We start from the raw sequence: 16,775 nt of genomic DNA, 5'->3' as shown, positions 1-16,775 counted from the left end.
TTTAATGCAGAAATTTCCATTTTTATCTTCCTAGTGCAATTTGTGGAGACTAAGCTTAGCCTCACTACTAAATTTGCTAGCCTTTCAGGAAAAGGGCAGTAGGACAGAGGACTTACCTGTGCGAAAATTTGAAGGCTTTAAATCACTGGCTGACTGGTAAGGGGAGCATATCAGTGCAAATGGAGTTTCTTATGATTTGCTTACCTATAGAACTCTTTATAAAATGAAAGGGAAAAAGAATGCTTAAGGAGGCATAATATGACAATGCGCGAGGCATTTACGCAAAAGCTATTAGCAGCGGGCTTAAAACCTGGCATGCGTATTTTAGATATGGGCTGTGGCCAAGGAGAAGTGAGTGCCTTAGCACTCGATTGTGTGGGAGACAGCGGTGAGGTTTATGGAGTGGACATGAGCGAAGAAGCCATTATAGCGGCTAGGGAAAGCCATTCTGCTCCCAATCTTCATTTTCTTGTGGCCGATTTAAATAGCGCCTTACCGGTTGCTGGGAAGTTTGATGCCTTGATTGGCCGACGGGTACTCATGTATTTGCCAGACCCTTTGGCGACCTTGCAGCATGTCAAAAAGTATTTAAAAACAGATGGTCTCTTTCTTTTTCAAGAGAGTGATGCAACGCTGGCTTTAGCACAAGAAGCCGCCCTGCCTAAAATGCAAGCGGCCCAAGAAGCAGTCTGGCAAACCGTGGCTCATGAAGGTGGCGATATTCATATGGGCATGCATCTTCATGGCTTGCTGAGCCAGTTGGGGGCAGAGGTAAAATGGCTCCATTCAGAAAATGATCTACAAAGCAAGGCAACTGGCACTGATTTGCCTTGGCTATTGGAAGTGATGGCGGAACGATTAGCGGCGGTCGCGGATTTACGGGACTTAACGCCGCAAGCCCTGGAAGAAGAACTCGCTGGGTCAACGGGGTCATTTGTTCGTGATACGCATGTCGGCATCGTAGCGCAAAGCAAGGATTGATGCCATCCCTGGTAGGCATAGGAATAGTGATATTGAGTTCATATTTAGTTTCTGTTGAAGCAAATCATCTTAATATTGAGGTCATTTATATTAGAGCGTCTATTTGACCAATGATACTCATCAGGTTAAGAATTCTTGGGTGATGTTTTTATGAGCCTGACAAGGGGACGGTCGCTGTTGGGGGCTAAGATATTAAAACCTTGCAGGAAGCAGACCATTGCCAGCAAATTAGCTATGCCATTTAAGATTCAGCCATCCTCTTTGGCTTAGTGTAAAATTATGCTCGGTAAGACTTGAAAAATAAAAAAAGGACATCTATCTTTAAGTTGATCAAAAAAAAGAAAGAAGATGTCCTCATGAATGATATTATCACAGATATTCTAAAAAAGACGGAAAATTGCTCATCTTTAGGTGACTTTGAAGATCTTGTTTATCCGATATTAAGCAATTTTTGCTGTGAATGTCTTGCAGCGGTTTTCACTCAACTTGATCAGCAATTAATTCAAAGATACCAAGTCGAAGGTTGGAAAATTGCTCGCTATGAACCACGCACACTATGTTTTATGTTTGGAGCCGTCACTTTCAGACGCTGTCGGATGAAAAAAGAAGGTCACTCTAGCTTTCTTCCCCTAGATTTGTGTTTAGGACTAGAAGCAAGAAGTCATCTTTCTTCTCAGGTCAAAGAAAAAATTGCCCAGCTTTGTACGAAGCAAACTTTTCGTGCGACTGCAGAAGCCTTCAATGCTTTAATGCCTTTTAGTATTTCGCATCAGACCGCACATCATATTGTTCAAGAAATTGGGCAGAAAATTTTAAGCTTTGAGAATAAAAAAGCAGAAGAGAAGGAACTGGCTTACTCTCAAAAACGATCCGTTCCCTTTCTGTACATTGAAGGGGATGGGGTTTTAATCACTAAAAAGAAGAAAAAAGGGAGAAGAACAAAACATCTTCAACTACACCGTGTGACTCTCTATGAAGGCGTCGATCGATCCACTTCGCGGCATCAACTTATTCAAGCTCATTATTTTTCTTCTGTTCAATCTAGTGCAGCCCTTCGAGAAAAAGTTAGCCGATTTCTTAAATCCTACTATGATTTACATCAAACGATTGTGATTTCTAATTCGGATGGTGGCAGTGGTTATACGGAGGAAGATTTTAACGAGATGATTGGGGTATGCCTTCGGCATGAACATTTCTGCGATAAATTTCATGTCATTCAAAAAATCAGAACGCGCCTATTTTTTGATCATAAAATACGTCAATTGGTCATTAAAAAAGTGAAGGCTTATGATTTCGAAGGGGTTCAAGTTACTTTGGAGACCTGTGAAAGTCGCTGGCACCATCATCAGGAGTTTTTGGCTGAAATTGAAGCTCTAAGAGCTTATCTTCAAAGGAATTGGTTACTCATTAAACCAGCAGAGCAGCGAGGCTTACCAAACCATTTTTCCGGTGGCGTTTGTGAAGCAGGCCATCGGCTTTATACTTATCGTATGAAAAAGCAAGGACGAAATTGGACCCATCAAGGCGCAGCAGCGATGGCTGCTATGATCACCGCTCAATCTAATCATTGTTTTGAAGAAGCTGTTCGATCAGATATTGAAGCTAATACAAGCCCATTTATACCCGAATATCCAGGGATTGTTAGGGCAATACTATGTCACAGGCCGCAACAAAGTTCTTGTGGTGCCCATCAGGGCACGATTCCAAGTGAAGTGTCAAGCAGTATGGTCGGGAAATTATACCATACATTTTGTTAGCTGCTTCGCCAAAAGACACGGAGTGCGTGCTAAAGACCTGCGTTAGCAGTGTTAGCAGGCCGTCCGTATATCTGGCTCTCGGAGTGCCGATAGGGTGAGCGTAGCGAGGCCTATCCAACGACATAGAGCCAGAATAGGACGGTCAGGCGTAAGCTTCTATGAAGCGTAAGCCGGTGCCACTGCTTTTCAACGCAGCTTCCTTTAGCACAAAAACGAAGTGACTTTTGAATAATTAGATACGAGATAGAGTTCTTTATGATTGACCGAACATTGCTTGACACTAACCCTCTTTGGCTTTTTGGTATTCCACGGATGGGGCATGCTATAATGAGAATGCTTATCAATAAAAGATTAGAAAGTGGGGATGCCATGAATACGATAGATATTACCATGCCGGTAGCCCAATTGGTTAAGGAACACCCCGATTTACTGCCGATTTTAATCGATTTGGGTTTTAAACCTTTGGCTAAGCCTGCTATGAGAAATACGGTAGGCCAGGTGACCAGCTTAAAAACAGGCTCACGCCTCACCGGCATTCCGCTGGAAAAAAATTATTCAGGAATTGAAGTGGAATGGCTATGACGTGGTAGAAGGTGATCGTCATGACGAATGATCAACGTGCTGGACGTGTTCAAGTTCTAAAGGAAATTCTCCTGGCCCTGCATGAAGGGGCGACACCCGCAAGCGTTCAGGAGGAATTTAACACGCATTTCGCCGGAGTTAGTGCCATTGAAATTGCCATGATGGAGCAGGAACTCATTTTTAACGATGATAATCCCATTACTTTTGAGGATGTTTTAAAGTTATGTAATGTGCATGCCAATCTCTTCAAAGGCCATGTCAAGGAGGGAGAAGTGGCGGATGCGGACCAGCCCAACCACCCCGTCCAAGTTTTTAAGGCAGAGAATATGGCCCTGCAAGCTGCTTTGAAACGGGTTGAAAATATTATTGCTGCCCTAGCTGACGAGCTCCTAGCGGAAGAGCCTGGGGTTTTGCGTGGCTTAAAAAATCAATTAGCCTTGCTTGGGCAATTTGAGCGCCACTACCAAAGGAAGGAGCGTTTATTTTTCCCCTTTATGGAACGAAAGGGCTATGATGCCCCTCCCAAGGTGATGTGGGCTAAGGACGATGAAATTCGCGGCCTCTTTAAGGCGGTTAATAATGCGGTAGCAGTCTTGCCAGATGGAGATCTTGCCCTAGTGGAAGAGCAGTTTTTGGCTTTTGGCGATGAATTTAAGGAAATGATTTTTAAGGAAGAGGGTATTCTCTTAAATATTTTACTCGAAGCTTTGACCGCTGAGGATTGGGGGCAGATTAGCCTGGAATCGCCGGCTTACGGCTACGCGATTATTAATGCTCCCGAAATATGGCAGCCCGAAGCTCAGAAGGAAGCAGAAGCAGCACCCAAGCCTCTAACCCCAGCAGCGGCGGCCCAGCCTTCCGCTGTAGCGTTTGAAAAAGCTGTAAAGGCCCGTAACAGTTATCAGTTAGACCTTCCGGAGGGGACCTTGGTATTGACCCAAACGGACACGCAAATTGGAGAAGCTTGGGACTGGGGGACCCCGTTGGAAGAGCCTTTCACCCACGGGCAGCTCTCTCTAGCAGAAGTAGAATGGGTGCTCGATTACCTGCCCTTTGAATTGCGTATCTTCGACGCTCAGGGTATGTTCCAGTATCATAATGCTGCTGCTCGCCAAAGCGGCTCCGCCTTAGTTGCTGCCGAAGAATTAACCCGCGATTGGACGACTGTTTTCAACTCCAACACCAGAGAATGGCTTAAAAAAGTGCAGGAAACACTAGCTGGCCAGGCTAATGAAGAAGTCAGCAGCCAGCCCTTCATTCGCCGGCATGCCGACGCTTTGGAGCAAGTCCTTCCGCTACCTTCAGGGGGCTTCATGCATTTAGTTGAATCTACGACCGCCCTTGAGACCATTGATCGTCCGCTAAATCGGGAATTATCAGCCCCTGCACCGGTGGAAATTAAAACAGAGCGCCTTGAGCCAAAAGCAGAGCAAGGGCAATTGGCTAGCGAAAAAGTGTCTCTTGGGGGCCAGGAATTTTTATTAACCTGGGAGTCGCGTGCGACTCACCTGCCCCAAGCCGAGCAGTTGATCACTTTCCAGGGGGGTGAACTCTCCTTAAGCTTGGTGAATGAAGTTTTAAATACTTTGCCAATGGAACTAACAGTCGTGAATGAGAAGGCACGTTTTATGTATTATAATGAACATGTGGATGCTTCTCGTATGGTGTTTAAGCGCACGCCTGCTCAATTGGGCCGGCATTTGGAGTTTTGCCACCCACCGAAAGTATGGGAAAAAGTCTCTCAGTTAATTGAACAATTAGAAAATAAAGTCAAGCCTTTGGAAAGCATGTGGTTCACGAACCACGCAGGTCAAGTCATTTGGATTCAATATATTGCCCTCTGGTCGGCTGACGAAAAATACCAAGGGATTCTAGAAATTGTGCGCGATGTCACTGATTTTATAGCAGCAGATAAGCATTAAATTAGTAAAAATAGCCTCGGGAAATATTTCCGGAGGCTTTTTGTTTAGGTCAGGAAAAACAATTTAAAGATTTAAGCTTTTGTAAGGGCTTTGCTTTGAAATATGACAAGAAATTAGTTAAGATAAGTGGAAGTTTCAATGAAAGGGGGCACAAAAACTACCATAATCCTGACCGGCTGAGACGCTAGAAGATGGGAGTGAAGGAAGACAATGATGGGAATCCAAGTTAATGAAGAGCAGGGGACTTTTCATTTATACAATGAAGAAATCAGTTATGTCATGGCGCTCGCCTATGATCGCTATCTTATGCATTACTATTGGGGGCCGCGTTTGCGACAAGTGCATCAGGGCTATGACTATCCCAAGCGGAGCACTAATTTTGCGGCCAACCCGGCACATTTAGACCTCAAAGATCGATCTTTTTCCTTAAGTACCGCCCCGCAGGAATACCCGGCCTTTGAGACGGGTGACCACCGGGAAGCGGCCTATCGTTACCAGGATGAAGCTGGCCGCTGGGCGAATCAAATGCTTTACGCAGGCTATGAAATTATGGAGGGAAAGCCTAAACTGGAAGGGCTGCCCCATACCTATGCCGAAAAAGGGGAGGCCCAAACCTTAATCATTAAAGTTTACGATGATAAGACGGGCTTGGCAGCGGACTTATACTATACCATTTTTAACACTCTGCCAATTATTGCGCGCAGTGTCAAATTTCATAATGAAGGAGAGGAGACACTGGTTCTAGAGCGTGTTTTCAGTGCGTCGCTGGATTTTCCGGATGACGAGTATGATTTACTGCAATTACCGGGCGCCTGGGCCAGGGAAAGGCAATGGACACGCTCTGCCTTGACACGCGGGATTCATACCCTCGATAGCAAGCGGGGCACCTTGGGACATAATTGCCAGCCTTTCTTTGCCTTATTGCGGCCGGAAACAACAGAATTTCAAGGGGAAGCCTATGCGGCTCATTTGCTTTATGGGGGTGAATTTGCCGCTCATATCGAGGTGGACACCTTTATGCAGACCAGGGCGCAAATCGGTATCAGTCCCACGCATTTTTCCTGGCGCTTGCCAAAGGGTGGGACCTTCCAGACGCCCGAATGCATTCTCAATTACTCGAAACAAGGCCTAAATCATCTATCTCATGGCTTTCATGATCTGTATAACGAGCACTTGCTGCGCGGCCCATACAAACATAAAAGCCGTCCGATTTTACTTAATAATTGGGAGGGAACCTCAGCAGATTTTAGTGAAGAGAAAATTGAGCAGTTGATGCGTGATGCAAAAGGCTTGAACATGGAGCTCTTTGTTTTAGATGACGGCTGGTTTGGCCAGCGTGATGATGATTACCGGTCTCTAGGAGATTGGTTTGTGAATCAAGAGAAGCTCCCCCAAGGTTTAGAGCATCTCAGTGCTTATGCTAAGGCGCAGGGCTTAGGTTTTGGCTTGTGGTTTGAGCCGGAAATGATTTCTGAGGATAGTGACCTCTACCGCAAGCACCCCGATTGGGTCTTACATACCCCTGGCCGGCCGGCTTCCCGGGGCCGTTCGCAATATGTTTTGGATTTGAGTCGGCCTGAGGTACGTGAAAATATTACCCAGCAATTGCGGCTGATCCTTGACCACGTGCCCATTGACTACGTGAAATGGGACTATAACCGCAATATGACGGAAATTGGCTCGGGAGATCCGCTGATCCCCACCGGTGAAGTGGCTCACCGCTTTATGTTAGGGCTTTATGAATTGCTAGAGGAATTAGTCAGCGCCTATCCTAATATCCTTTGGGAGAGTTGCTCGGGCGGAGGCGGTCGTTTTGACGCCAGTTTCCTTTATTATATGCCGCAAACTTGGACGAGTGATAATTCGGATGCCGTTGCGCGCTTGGGCATTCAATACGGCTCATCCTTGTGCCTGCCCATCAGTGCGATGACGGCCCATGTCTCAGCAAGTCCCAATTACTTAACTAGGCGCTTTACGCCTTTGGCCATGCGCGGGGCAGTCGCCATGGCCGCTAATCTGGGCTATGAATTGGATACGGAGCATTTAAGTCCGGCGGAGCGGGCGGAAATTCAACGGCAAATTGCCTTCTATGAGGAGCATCGAGAGCTGGTGCAGTTTGGCCGCTTCTATCGTTTATTAAATCCCTATGAAGAAGGCCAAGAGGCGGCTTGGCTTTTTGTGGACAAGGAGCAAGAAGAAGCGCTGGCCTTCTATTATCAAATTTTAGATACGGGCAATAAACCCTTGCGGCGCTTACGTTTAGCTGGTCTCGATCCCAAGAAGGACTATCAAGTTAATGGGGAAAAACTTTATGGCGGTGACGAATTAATGGCACGCGGCTTATACGTGAACCAAGACTTACGAGGGGATTTCCAATTTGTCTGCCTCACCCTGAAGGCGGTGAAGACTTAAGTTTTTTAGGCTGATTTGGTGAAGCATGAAGCCCGGAAAAAAGAAGACTATCAATGAGTAAGCTTTTATGCTTATAATAGATGTAAGGTAAAGCAGGTTGAAGTAGAGATAAAGGAGCGTTAAATATGGAAAAATTACGCGTCGGTGTGATCGGCTACGGCTTGCGTGGCCATCTCGCCAAGCATTGGCATCAGCCGGAAGAGGGCGGGCGTTCCGTCATTACGGCCTTTTCGGAATTGGATGAGGCTTTGATTGAGAAATTTAAGGCTGAGATTACAGCTGATTGCTTTATTACGAAGGATTACCACGAGTTACTGGCCCGAGAAGATGTGGATGCGGTGGCTATTCTAACGGAAGACTGGAAGCATCACCAGCATGCCTTGGATGCCTTTAAGGCGGGCAAGCATGTTTTCCTGGAAAAACCGATGGCCATTAGTATTGAAGATTGCGATGATATTATTAAAACCTGGCAGGCGACGAATTTGAAGCTCATGATTGGCTTCAATATGCGTTACATGCCGATGTTTCAGACGATGAAACAGTATATTGACCAAGGCGCCATTGGTGAAGTGAAGGCCATTTGGTGCCGGCATTTTGTCGGACGTGGGGGCCGCTATTACTACCAAGACTGGCACCGAAACTCTAAGTACACGAATTCCCTCCTCCTCCAAAAAGGCTCGCATGATATTGACGTCATTCATATGCTGGGGAATAGCTATACGAAGAAAGTTTCTGCCTTTGGGAGCTTGGACTTCTACAATGACCGCAAGAATTTTGAAGCAGATGGCCTGAAAGACGAGTGGGATATTCCGATTGATGTGGAAGACAATAACGTTTTGATTATGGAATTGGAAAATGGCATCAAGGCCTCTTATTTGCAGTGTCACTTCACGCCGGACTACCACCGCAATTATGTGGTGATTGGAACTAAGGGCCGCATGGAAAACAGCATGCCGGATAATACCATCACCATTAAGTCCCGTAACACCGCCGCCCTCCATGACCAAAGTGATGTAGTCATTCAAATGAAGCCGACAGTAGGCGGCCACTCGGGTGGGGACGTTCGAATTGCAAGTTCCTTTGTTAATTATATTTTAGACGGGAAATTGCCTGATGTGACCCCACATGATGGTCGCATGAGTGTGGCCGTGGGCTGCCAGGCAACGGATATCCTCCGTGCTGGCGGTGGGGTGGCCGAGATTCCGAAGGCAGCTTATGATTTAAATGATCTGAAGCGTTAATAGCGATTTGAGGAAGGCTTAGAGGGCCTTCCTTTTTTCTAGCCATTTAGCCCATAAAAAAAGAGCCAGCGGCAAGCTAGCTCAAGGATCGGAACGACAGGACTTGAACCTGCGACCCCTTGCACCCCATGCAAGTGCGCTACCAAGCTGCGCCACGTTCCGCTAGAACTTATTGTAACCTATTTGGACTAAAAAAACAAATGAATTTTTAAAAGAAATAAAAAGCCATCCCTGAAGAGATGGCTGCATCAATTACACCATAGTGGACAGGACATGGACCTTAGAGATAATGCCTTCGAGATTTTTATCAGGTCCTAAGACGGCAATCGGGAAACGCGCGGCGGTTGCTTGGCCCATGACATCACTTAAGAGGGCATCCGGCTCAGTGGTATCCACATCGGTAATGAGAATGTCGGCTAAGTCCCATTTTTCCTGGCGGGCCTTCAGGGCATCATCAATTGTGACGACACCTTGGAAAATCATGTGCCGGTCCACCACATAAGCCGAGGAGACGCCATTATTTTTCATGGCTTTAATGGCAATATTCGGGCTGTCGGAGAGGCGGACGAGGGAGTTCGGCGTGACCATGACGCTTCCAACTGAGTAAACTTCGGTCATATCGGCACTGTCAATGAACTGCTGGACGTAGTCATTTTCAGGATGCTCACTCATGTCTTCCGGACTGGCAATTTGGATAATTTCCCCGTCCCGCATGATGGCAATGCGGTCGCCCAGTTTAAAAGCTTCGTTAATATCATGGGTAATAAAGACTAAGGTCTGCTCCAACTTTTGCTGGATGGTGAGTAATTCAAATTGCATATCCTTCCGCACCAGCGGGTCTAAGGCGGAAAAAGGCTCATCCATGAGTAAAACTTCAGGGTCATTAGCCAGCCCACGGGCAATACCTACCCGCTGCTTCATCCCGCCAGAGAGGGCGGTAATATTTTCATATTCATGGCCACCGAGGCCTACCATTTCAAGCATTGCCTCTGCTTTTTCCTGCCGCTCCTTTTTGGGCAGACCCTTAATTTCTAGGCCATATTCAACGTTACCAAGCACATCGCGATGGGACATGAGACCAAAATGCTGGAAGACCATGGCCATTTTTTCCCGGCGGAACTGGCGTAATTCCTCCCGATTAAACTGACTAATATCCTGACCATTGTAGAGAACTTGGCCAGCGGTCGGGCGGTTCAGGCCATTGAGGCAGCGGACTAAGGTTGATTTTCCCGAGCCAGAAAGGCCGATGATAACGAAAATTTCGCCCAGCTGAATATCGAAGTTAGCCTTGTAGAGGGCCACAGTGGACTTTGTTTTTTCGTAAATTTCCGCGCGGCTTTTGCCAGCGGCCTTCATTTTTAAGGCTTCCTTTTCTTCAGGGCCAAAAACGAGGGAGAGATCTTTCACTTGAATTAAAGGCTTATTTTCCATTCTCATTCACCTCACTGCGATTGATAAAGCCTTGCGTTAGACGGTCAATAATGACAGCAACAATAACGACAGCAATGCCGGAGATGAGGCCCCGGCCGATTTCAATTTTATTGACCCCATTGAGCACTTCCATTCCCAGACCGCGCACCCCAATCATGGAAGTTGTCACGACCATGGAGATGGCCATCATTAGGGTTTGATTAATCCCCGTCATAATGGTAGGCAGGGCTTGCGGAATTTTAACTTTGGTGAGGGCTTGGAGCCAGGTGGATCCAAAGGCTTGGGCCGCTTCGACCACTTCCGCATCAATTTGCTGAATGCCCAGACTGGTCAGCCGAATCATGGGGACCACGGCATAAATCGTTGTCGCAATGACGCCAGGAGCTTTCCCCAGGCCGAAGAAGAGCAGGGCGGGGATCAAGTAAACAAAGACTGGCATCGTCTGCATGGTATCCAAAATAGGCTTGAAAATTTTATTCATTAAGGGACTGGCTGCCAAGAGAACGCCCAGCGGGAAGCCGACTAATAGAGAGATCAGGACGGAGGCAACAATAATTGCCAACGTCTCGTTCATCATCTCCCAATAGCCGACCGTGCCAATTAAGAAGAGCAGGCCGCTATAGAGTAAGCCGATTGGCCAGCTGCCAAGCAATTTCCAGCCGCCTATAAAGACGAGCAGGAGCAAGACAAACCAGGGGATCATTTTGAGTAAACCTTCGATCCCAGTGACCAGAGCAGTGAGCCCTTTTGTAATGGCGCTGAAGAAGCGGTCGTGTTTGATACTGAAAGCACGCACGGCATCATCGATTTTGCTAAATTTAATGGGGAGTTGGAAGGGAAATTCAAAAATAGATTTCCGTAAATTCCCTTGACCACTCGCCAGCGCTTGACTTAAGGTTTGGGCTTGTTCTTCAGTCAGCCAGCTTTTGACCACATCTTCATGTTCTTTAAGGAACCATTCCGCCGTTTCATCATAGGAAGCATCGTGCTCTTCCATATAGCCGAGCGCTTCTGAAGTCAGCTCGCTGGAGGTTTCGTAGTTTTCTAAAAACTGGATAAAGTCTTGATTCCCTTTATCCTGGGCAAAATCGTTGCTCGTACTGACGGTGACCCGCATTGAGGGAAACTCTGTTTTACCCGCCTTAAAATCTTCCTCATTCGTGTAGGGCTTGTCCTTGAGGAGAACCATATCGTAATTCCCCAAAAGCGAGGTCGGACTCCAGTAATAAGCAGCGACCGGCTCGCCTTGATCGTAGGCGTTCATAATTGCTGTCTGCAAGGCCGTGTCTGAGCCGGGCCGGAAGTAGAGGAATTCCTCATCTAAATCATAGTGTTCGAATTTATTATGCAGTGCTTCATCGACCGCCCAGCCTGGAATAGAACCATAGAGGCGGCCCATATTTTTTTGTTCAGCGTCAGGAAACAGTTCGGGATATTTCTTTAAATCCCAAATATATTCCAGGTCAGGAGCCAGCGCTTCAATGCCCCGCTCCTCATCTCCTTCGATCACGTAGCGCGGGACGTAAATCCCTTGCTTATTATCGTCATAGTTGACGCTAAGTTCTTGTAATTTACCTTGTTCGATATCCGTGGCATAAGTGGGAATATTATCAGTCCACTCCTCCATATGCACATCAACTTCACCTAGCAATAGGCCTTCGTGCATGACGGCTGTGGAGCCGGGGTTTCCTCCCAGTCATAGCCAAAGACCTCCTTGGCAATACGACCCGCAATCGCATTATGCAATTTATTACTCTCCCAGCCAGCGTCCGCAAAAGTAATGCTCTGCTGCTTACCTTCGACCAGCGCCGGTTGAAAGAAAGAAAAGAGTAATATGCCGAGGCTTAAGAAAGACCAAATTTTTTTCTTCATCGTAGCACACCTTTCTAAAAACTTTGCTGCCCTTAAAAAATACTTGTAGCTGTTTTGGGCTAAATCGATAACAATAAAGCCAAAATGCCATAAAAGCGTCAATTACGAGGGTAACATAGAAGGCTGCAGACAGCAAAATACTTCCGCCTTAAAGAGAGCCCTTGGTGAGTGCGAATTTGACCTGGTTATTAGAGGGTAATGTTAGTGAACTAACGATCAAATCCCTTAGTTTTCGCTATACTAAAGAAAACATATGGAAATCGCTAACAATAAAGGAGGGCAGGCATTTAGCAATGAGCGAAAACTTGGTGTCTTATGAGGAGTGATATCATGATGGGAAAAAAGGAAAAATTTCAAGGTTGGAAAATGCTGGTGGCGGGGACCTTGCTGATGGGCTTGATGATGCCTTTATCGACAACTTTAGCTAATACATTTCTATTAGCTGTCACTGCTGACCTTGGGCTTTCACGGACCGTCTTTACCTTAAACAGTGCGATTTTAGCGGGCATGGGGATGTTGGTTTCGCCTTTTGTGTCGAAAGTCCTTAATGCTAAGACTTTTCGCTGGTTTTTAGGCTTAGGCACAGGGATTTACGGCTTAGGTTTTTTACTTTATGGCTTGGCTCAGTCGGGTCTTTTTATGAATATCGTGTCAATTTTTATGGGGGCGGGGCTCCATGTAGCGACTATCGTGCCCTTAATGGTCATGGCCCACCACTGGTTTATTGAGAAGCGCGGCTTGGCCATGTCCATTATTATGGCGGGCATTGGCCTGGGGGCTTTTGTTTGGAGTCCTATTATCGGCTTTCTACTGGAGAATTTTGGCTGGCGGCCGGCTTATTTTCTGATTGGTTTGACTATTTTAATCGTCTGCTTGCCCTTGGCGATATTTGTGTTGCGCCTAACCCCTAAAGAATTAGGCCAGCAGCCGCTCGGCAGCGAGGCGGGGGAGCTAGCGGAGGCCGACGACGAACCAAAAGGCGATCGTCCTGCAAAACAGCCGCAATTTTTACGGCAGCCGGCTTTCTGGTTCTTATTATTGGGGGCCATCTGCATTGCCTTTGCGAACTCGGGTGGCTTAGGGCATTTCCCCCCGGCTCTCGCGGAAGATTTTTCCCCCGCGCAAGTTTCGCTGACTATTTCCCTTTATTCGGTGGTGGGCATGGTTGCCAAAGTGGCCCTGGGCTGGGTGAGTGATCGTTATGGCGCCTTTATTTCTTATACCTTGACCCTCATTGGTATTTCCCTGGCCTTTATTTTGATGATGTTTATCACCGTGCCTGGCGTTCCTTATCTTTTTATTCTGGCTTTTGGCTTGGGCCTACCGTCATCCACAGTGCATCCGCCAATTGTAACGGGGCAAATTTATGAGGGCTCTGCCTATACCAGTGCGTACGGTTATGTGAATAGTGCCATTCAAGCTGGCATGACGACCGGTTCCTTGGCCGTGGCCGCTCTATATGATGTGAGTGGGACTTATGACTTGACCTGGCTTGTTTTAGGAGCCTTGTGTGCTTTGACTTGGCTTTCTTGGTTAACTGCCATAAAATTAGGGCAAAGCAAGAAGCTGAGAGCTTCTTAAAGAAGGAGGAGCGTTTATTTTTACAGAAGTAGAAAAAATACAGCTGCTGGCTGACCTCATTGCCGTACCATCAGTGGGAGACCAGGAGCGAGAAGTCGCCTTGCGCATACAAAAATTTCTCCAAGCCTATGGAATATCCAGTGAGCTGGTGCCGATTAGCCCCACGCGCGCTAATTTAGTGGTGGAAATTGGGGGTGAGGGGCCGGTGCATGTATGGTCAGGGCACCTGGACGTGGTCGCTTCTGGGCCAGCAGGGAACTGGCAGACGCCACCCTTTGAATTAACAGAGCAAAATGGCCGTCTTTATGGCCGAGGGGTTGCGGATATGAAGGGGAGCGTTGCCGCCATGGTGCTCGCCCTCGTCCAACTCAAAGAAGAGGGGGCCTTGAGTCATAGTCGCCTGCGCTTACTATTAACAGCCGACGAAGAGACCGGCCAAGCCGGGGCTAAAGCCTTGTATGACCAAGGTTATATGAAAGAAGCAGCTTCCTTATTCATTACAGAGCCTGTGACGGGTGGGGTGATATACTCCCATAAAGGTTCCGTGAATTTTAAGCTCACTTCTCGGGGAAAAATGGTGCACTCTTCCATTCCGGAGGAGGGTTATAATGCCATTGAGCCCTTGGCCTGGGCTGTGGGGCAGCTCAAGGCATATGCTGAAAGCCTGCCCCTCCAACTGCCAGAAGCTGGCCGACCTGTCCTCAATTGCACGGTCTTTAAAGCGGGTGAGCAGATCAATTCCCTGCCCGATTTGGCAGAGGCTTATTTCAATGGGCGCACGGTGACCCAGGCGGATCATGAGGCCATGCTGGCAAAGGCAGAGAAGCTTGTGCATGAGGCCAATGAAGACGGGGCTCAGCTTGAATTGACCGTCTTAGGAGAGGTGTCACCGGTCGTGACGACGGGGGCTTCTTCTTTAGTGGCCTTGACGGAGAAATTAGCTAAGCAATATCTAGGTCGCGATATTTCAGCCTTGTGGTCACCGGGAGCTTGTGATGCGGCTAGCTTGCTACCGGGTAAGCCGGCCGATTTTCCCTTTGCCGTCTATGGTTTTGCGGACGGGAATATGGCCCACCGGGTGGATGAATATTGTGTGAAGGCAGACTACTTAAAATACCCAGAATTCCTGGTGGCTTTAATGAAGGGCCTACAGGAAGAAGACTTGGCCAAGCCTGTGGAGGTGTAGTGAAATGACTCAGGAAGATCATTGGCTGACCTATGCGATTGAACTCCAGGCCCTAGCGCAAAGTGGCCTGGCCTATACGAAAAATCCCTTTGAACGGGAGCGTTATGAACGCATTCGAGAAATTGCCGCCGAAATGGTTAGTCGTTATGGAGAGATTTCCCTAGATAAAGTGGAGAAACTCTTCTGCAATGAGACAGGCTACCAAACCCCCAAATTAGACACGCGGGCGGCTATTTTTAAGGACGGTAAAATTTTACTGGTTCAGGAAAATTCTGGCCTCTGGTCCTTGCCGGGGGGCTGGCTGGATGTGGACCTGTCTGTTAGGGAAAATACCATTAAGGAAGTGAAGGAAGAAGCCGGTCTGGATGTCACTTGTGAGTACCTCATTGCCCTCCATGACCGTAACAAGAGAAATCAGCCTCCTTATGTCTACGGGATCTGCAAGGTTTTTGTGGCCTGCCAAGCCCTGGGGGGCAGTTTCCAGGAAAATTCTGAAACCCAAGCAGCGGCTTACTTTGCCTGCGAGGATTTGCCAGAATTGGATCCGGCTAAAAATACCAAAGAGCAAGTCGCCATGTGCTTTGAGGCAAATGCAGCAGAAACTTGGGAACCTATTTTTGATTAGGTAGAGGAGTTAAGGATTTAAAAATGCTGATGAAGCCATTTGGTGACAGGAAAGGCGGACAAGAATGAAGAAAATTATCATGTTTGATATTCGTGAGGAAGAGCGGACGCTAGTGGCTCGCTGGGCCGAAGAGCAGGGCGTTCAGGTCGAGGCCCGGGTGGAAAGCTTGACGCCAGATAATGTGGGGAGAGTGCAGGGCTATGATGGCTTATCCCTTCAAGCCGCTAAGCCTTTGGCGGCGGAACTTTACCCCCAATTGGAGGCTTACGGCATCAAGCAAATTGCCCAGCGCAGTGTGGGTTTTGAGCAGTATGATTTAGACTTGGCCAAGAAACATGGCCTCATCATCTCAAATGTCCCCGCCTATTCGCCAGCTTCCATCGCAGAATTTGCGGTGACGACAGCTCTCGTTTTAATTCGGCGCCTGCCGGCTCTGGAAGCGCAAATGGCCGCCCAGGACTTCCGTCGCCTGCCTGCGGTTCGGGGCCGAGTTTTGGGAGAAATGACGGTGGGCATTGTGGGCACCGGGCGGATTGGCCTAGCCGCTGCCCGCCTCTTTAGGGGCTTTGGCTGTCAGGTTTTAGGCTATGATCAATATCCTAGTGAGGAAGCGAAGGGCACGTTAACTTATGTGGCTTCCTTAGAAGACTTAGTTAGCCAAGCTGATGTCATCTCCCTCCACATGCCACTGACGGCGGAAAATGCCGGGCAATTTTCAACCGAAATGTTCAAGCACTTTAAAGCCGGGAGCTACCTTGTCAATACGGCGCGCGGTCAAATCGTGGATACCAAGGCCTTGTTAGCGGCTCTAGATGCAGGCCAGCTGGCAGGGGCGGCCTTGGACACTTATGAGGAAGAGGCAAAATTTGTGGGCCAGCGCTTCTCGGGGGAAAGCTTGGAGTCAGGAGAATTTAAAACCCTGCTTGAGCATCCTAAAATTTACTTCACCCCTCATATTGCCTATTACACCGATACCGCCGTTAAAAATATTGTTGAAGAAAGTTTAGACGCCGTGCTAGCGGTATTAGAAACGGGTGATACGGAATTGCGGGTGAATTAATCTCTTTTTAGCCACCTTCATTGGGAGGTGGCTTTTTGCTGGCTAGCTTTTCTTTAGAAAGTCAATTTTTCTATGTTAGAATATAATTGTTAAAAATAAACGGAGAAAGCAATGGTGAAATTTGA

The 16,775-nt window shown here is 47.5% G+C and carries 12 protein-coding genes, 1 tRNA gene and 1 pseudogene; 10 read left to right on the top strand and 4 right to left on the bottom strand.

Annotated features, from left to right (window positions below; translation table 11 throughout):
- Nucleotides 1-264: 264 nt before the first annotated feature.
- The 6 genes and pseudogenes from WF803_RS01390 (at nucleotide 265) to WF803_RS01365 (ending at nucleotide 8,895) form a co-directional block, all read left to right on the top strand.
- Nucleotides 265-981 (top strand): class I SAM-dependent methyltransferase, encoded by a 717-nt coding sequence (locus WF803_RS01390; RefSeq protein WP_489611348.1) that lies wholly within the window; start codon nucleotides 265-267, stop codon nucleotides 979-981.
- Between the two features lie 326 nt (nucleotides 982-1,307).
- On the top strand, nucleotides 1,308-2,738 hold the full coding sequence (locus WF803_RS01385) for an ISLre2 family transposase (protein WP_489611347.1): 1,431 nt from the start codon (nucleotides 1,308-1,310) through the stop codon (nucleotides 2,736-2,738).
- A gap of 369 nt (nucleotides 2,739-3,107) precedes the next feature.
- Nucleotides 3,108-3,351: pseudogene (locus WF803_RS01380) on the top strand (DUF1858 domain-containing protein).
- Nucleotides 3,341-5,242 (top strand): DUF438 domain-containing protein, encoded by a 1,902-nt coding sequence (locus WF803_RS01375; protein WP_489611346.1) that lies wholly within the window; start codon nucleotides 3,341-3,343, stop codon nucleotides 5,240-5,242. The pseudogene WF803_RS01380 and the gene WF803_RS01375 overlap by 11 nt, the downstream one beginning before the upstream one ends.
- 213 nt (nucleotides 5,243-5,455) lie before the next feature.
- Entirely contained in the window at nucleotides 5,456-7,654 is a 2,199-nt protein-coding gene (locus WF803_RS01370) for an alpha-galactosidase (RefSeq protein ID WP_489611345.1), read from the top strand.
- 125 nt (nucleotides 7,655-7,779) lie between these two features.
- Nucleotides 7,780-8,895, top strand: coding sequence for a Gfo/Idh/MocA family protein (locus WF803_RS01365; protein ID WP_489611344.1), 1,116 nt, complete (start codon nucleotides 7,780-7,782; stop codon nucleotides 8,893-8,895).
- Nucleotides 8,896-8,983: 88 nt separating this feature from the next.
- Here the strand turns inward: WF803_RS01365 and WF803_RS01360 are convergent.
- The 4 genes from WF803_RS01360 to WF803_RS01345 all read right to left on the bottom strand — a co-directional run bounded on the left by WF803_RS01360 (nucleotide 8,984) and on the right by WF803_RS01345 (nucleotide 12,198).
- A tRNA-Pro gene (locus tag WF803_RS01360) sits at nucleotides 8,984-9,057 on the bottom strand.
- Nucleotides 9,058-9,147: 90 nt separating this feature from the next.
- Nucleotides 9,148-10,326, bottom strand: a complete 1,179-nt coding sequence (locus WF803_RS01355) for a quaternary amine ABC transporter ATP-binding protein (RefSeq protein ID WP_489611343.1) — start codon at nucleotides 10,324-10,326, stop codon at nucleotides 9,148-9,150.
- Nucleotides 10,316-11,953 carry a glycine betaine ABC transporter substrate-binding protein gene (locus WF803_RS01350; RefSeq protein WP_489611342.1) on the bottom strand — a complete coding sequence of 546 codons (1,638 nt, stop codon included), beginning with the start codon at nucleotides 11,951-11,953 and terminating at the stop codon, nucleotides 10,316-10,318. Before WF803_RS01350 ends, WF803_RS01355 begins: the two co-directional genes overlap by 11 nt.
- Before the next feature lie 17 nt (nucleotides 11,954-11,970).
- Nucleotides 11,971-12,198: a hypothetical protein gene (locus WF803_RS01345; protein WP_489611341.1), complete on the bottom strand. Its 228-nt coding sequence runs from the start codon at nucleotides 12,196-12,198 to the stop codon at nucleotides 11,971-11,973.
- Between the two features lie 330 nt (nucleotides 12,199-12,528).
- Between WF803_RS01345 and WF803_RS01340 the strand changes: the two genes are divergently transcribed.
- From WF803_RS01340 to WF803_RS01325, 4 genes are all read left to right on the top strand, one after another.
- The gene (locus WF803_RS01340; RefSeq protein ID WP_489611340.1) at nucleotides 12,529-13,779 is read left to right on the top strand and encodes an MFS transporter; all 1,251 of its coding nucleotides are present in this window, start codon (nucleotides 12,529-12,531) and stop codon (nucleotides 13,777-13,779) included.
- A 16-nt stretch (nucleotides 13,780-13,795) separates the two neighbouring features.
- Nucleotides 13,796-14,965, top strand: a complete 1,170-nt coding sequence (locus WF803_RS01335) for an ArgE/DapE family deacylase (protein ID WP_489611939.1) — start codon at nucleotides 13,796-13,798, stop codon at nucleotides 14,963-14,965.
- Between the two features lie 4 nt (nucleotides 14,966-14,969).
- On the top strand, nucleotides 14,970-15,590 hold the full coding sequence (locus WF803_RS01330; RefSeq protein WP_489611339.1) for an NUDIX hydrolase N-terminal domain-containing protein: 621 nt from the start codon (nucleotides 14,970-14,972) through the stop codon (nucleotides 15,588-15,590).
- Nucleotides 15,591-15,654: 64 nt separating this feature from the next.
- A complete protein-coding gene (locus WF803_RS01325; protein ID WP_489611338.1) occupies nucleotides 15,655-16,650 on the top strand; it encodes a D-2-hydroxyacid dehydrogenase in 996 nt (331 codons plus the stop codon).
- Nucleotides 16,651-16,775: the final 125 nt, after the last annotated feature.

Source organism: Aerococcus sp. BD502 (assembly GCF_057919555.1).
The sequence above is the reverse complement of the archived record's forward strand: the minus strand, read 5'-3'. Positions and strand labels throughout refer to the sequence as shown.

Excerpts from the sequence above, each read along its gene's own strand:
- WF803_RS01390 (WP_489611348.1), top strand. The coding sequence starts at position 265 with ATGCGCGAGGCATTTACGCAAAAGCTATTAGCAGCGGGCTTAAAACCT.
- WF803_RS01375 (WP_489611346.1), top strand. The coding sequence starts at position 3,341 with ATGACGAATGATCAACGTGCTGGACGTGTTCAAGTTCTAAAGGAAATT.
- WF803_RS01370 (WP_489611345.1), top strand. The coding sequence starts at position 5,456 with ATGGGAATCCAAGTTAATGAAGAGCAGGGGACTTTTCATTTATACAAT.
- WF803_RS01365 (WP_489611344.1), top strand. The coding sequence starts at position 7,780 with ATGGAAAAATTACGCGTCGGTGTGATCGGCTACGGCTTGCGTGGCCAT.
- WF803_RS01355 (WP_489611343.1), bottom strand. The coding sequence starts at position 10,326 with ATGGAAAATAAGCCTTTAATTCAAGTGAAAGATCTCTCCCTCGTTTTT.
- WF803_RS01350 (WP_489611342.1), bottom strand. The coding sequence starts at position 11,953 with ATGGAGGAGTGGACTGATAATATTCCCACTTATGCCACGGATATCGAA.
- WF803_RS01345 (WP_489611341.1), bottom strand. The coding sequence starts at position 12,198 with ATGAAGAAAAAAATTTGGTCTTTCTTAAGCCTCGGCATATTACTCTTT.
- WF803_RS01340 (WP_489611340.1), top strand. The coding sequence starts at position 12,529 with ATGATGGGAAAAAAGGAAAAATTTCAAGGTTGGAAAATGCTGGTGGCG.
- WF803_RS01330 (WP_489611339.1), top strand. The coding sequence starts at position 14,970 with ATGACTCAGGAAGATCATTGGCTGACCTATGCGATTGAACTCCAGGCC.
- WF803_RS01325 (WP_489611338.1), top strand. The coding sequence starts at position 15,655 with ATGAAGAAAATTATCATGTTTGATATTCGTGAGGAAGAGCGGACGCTA.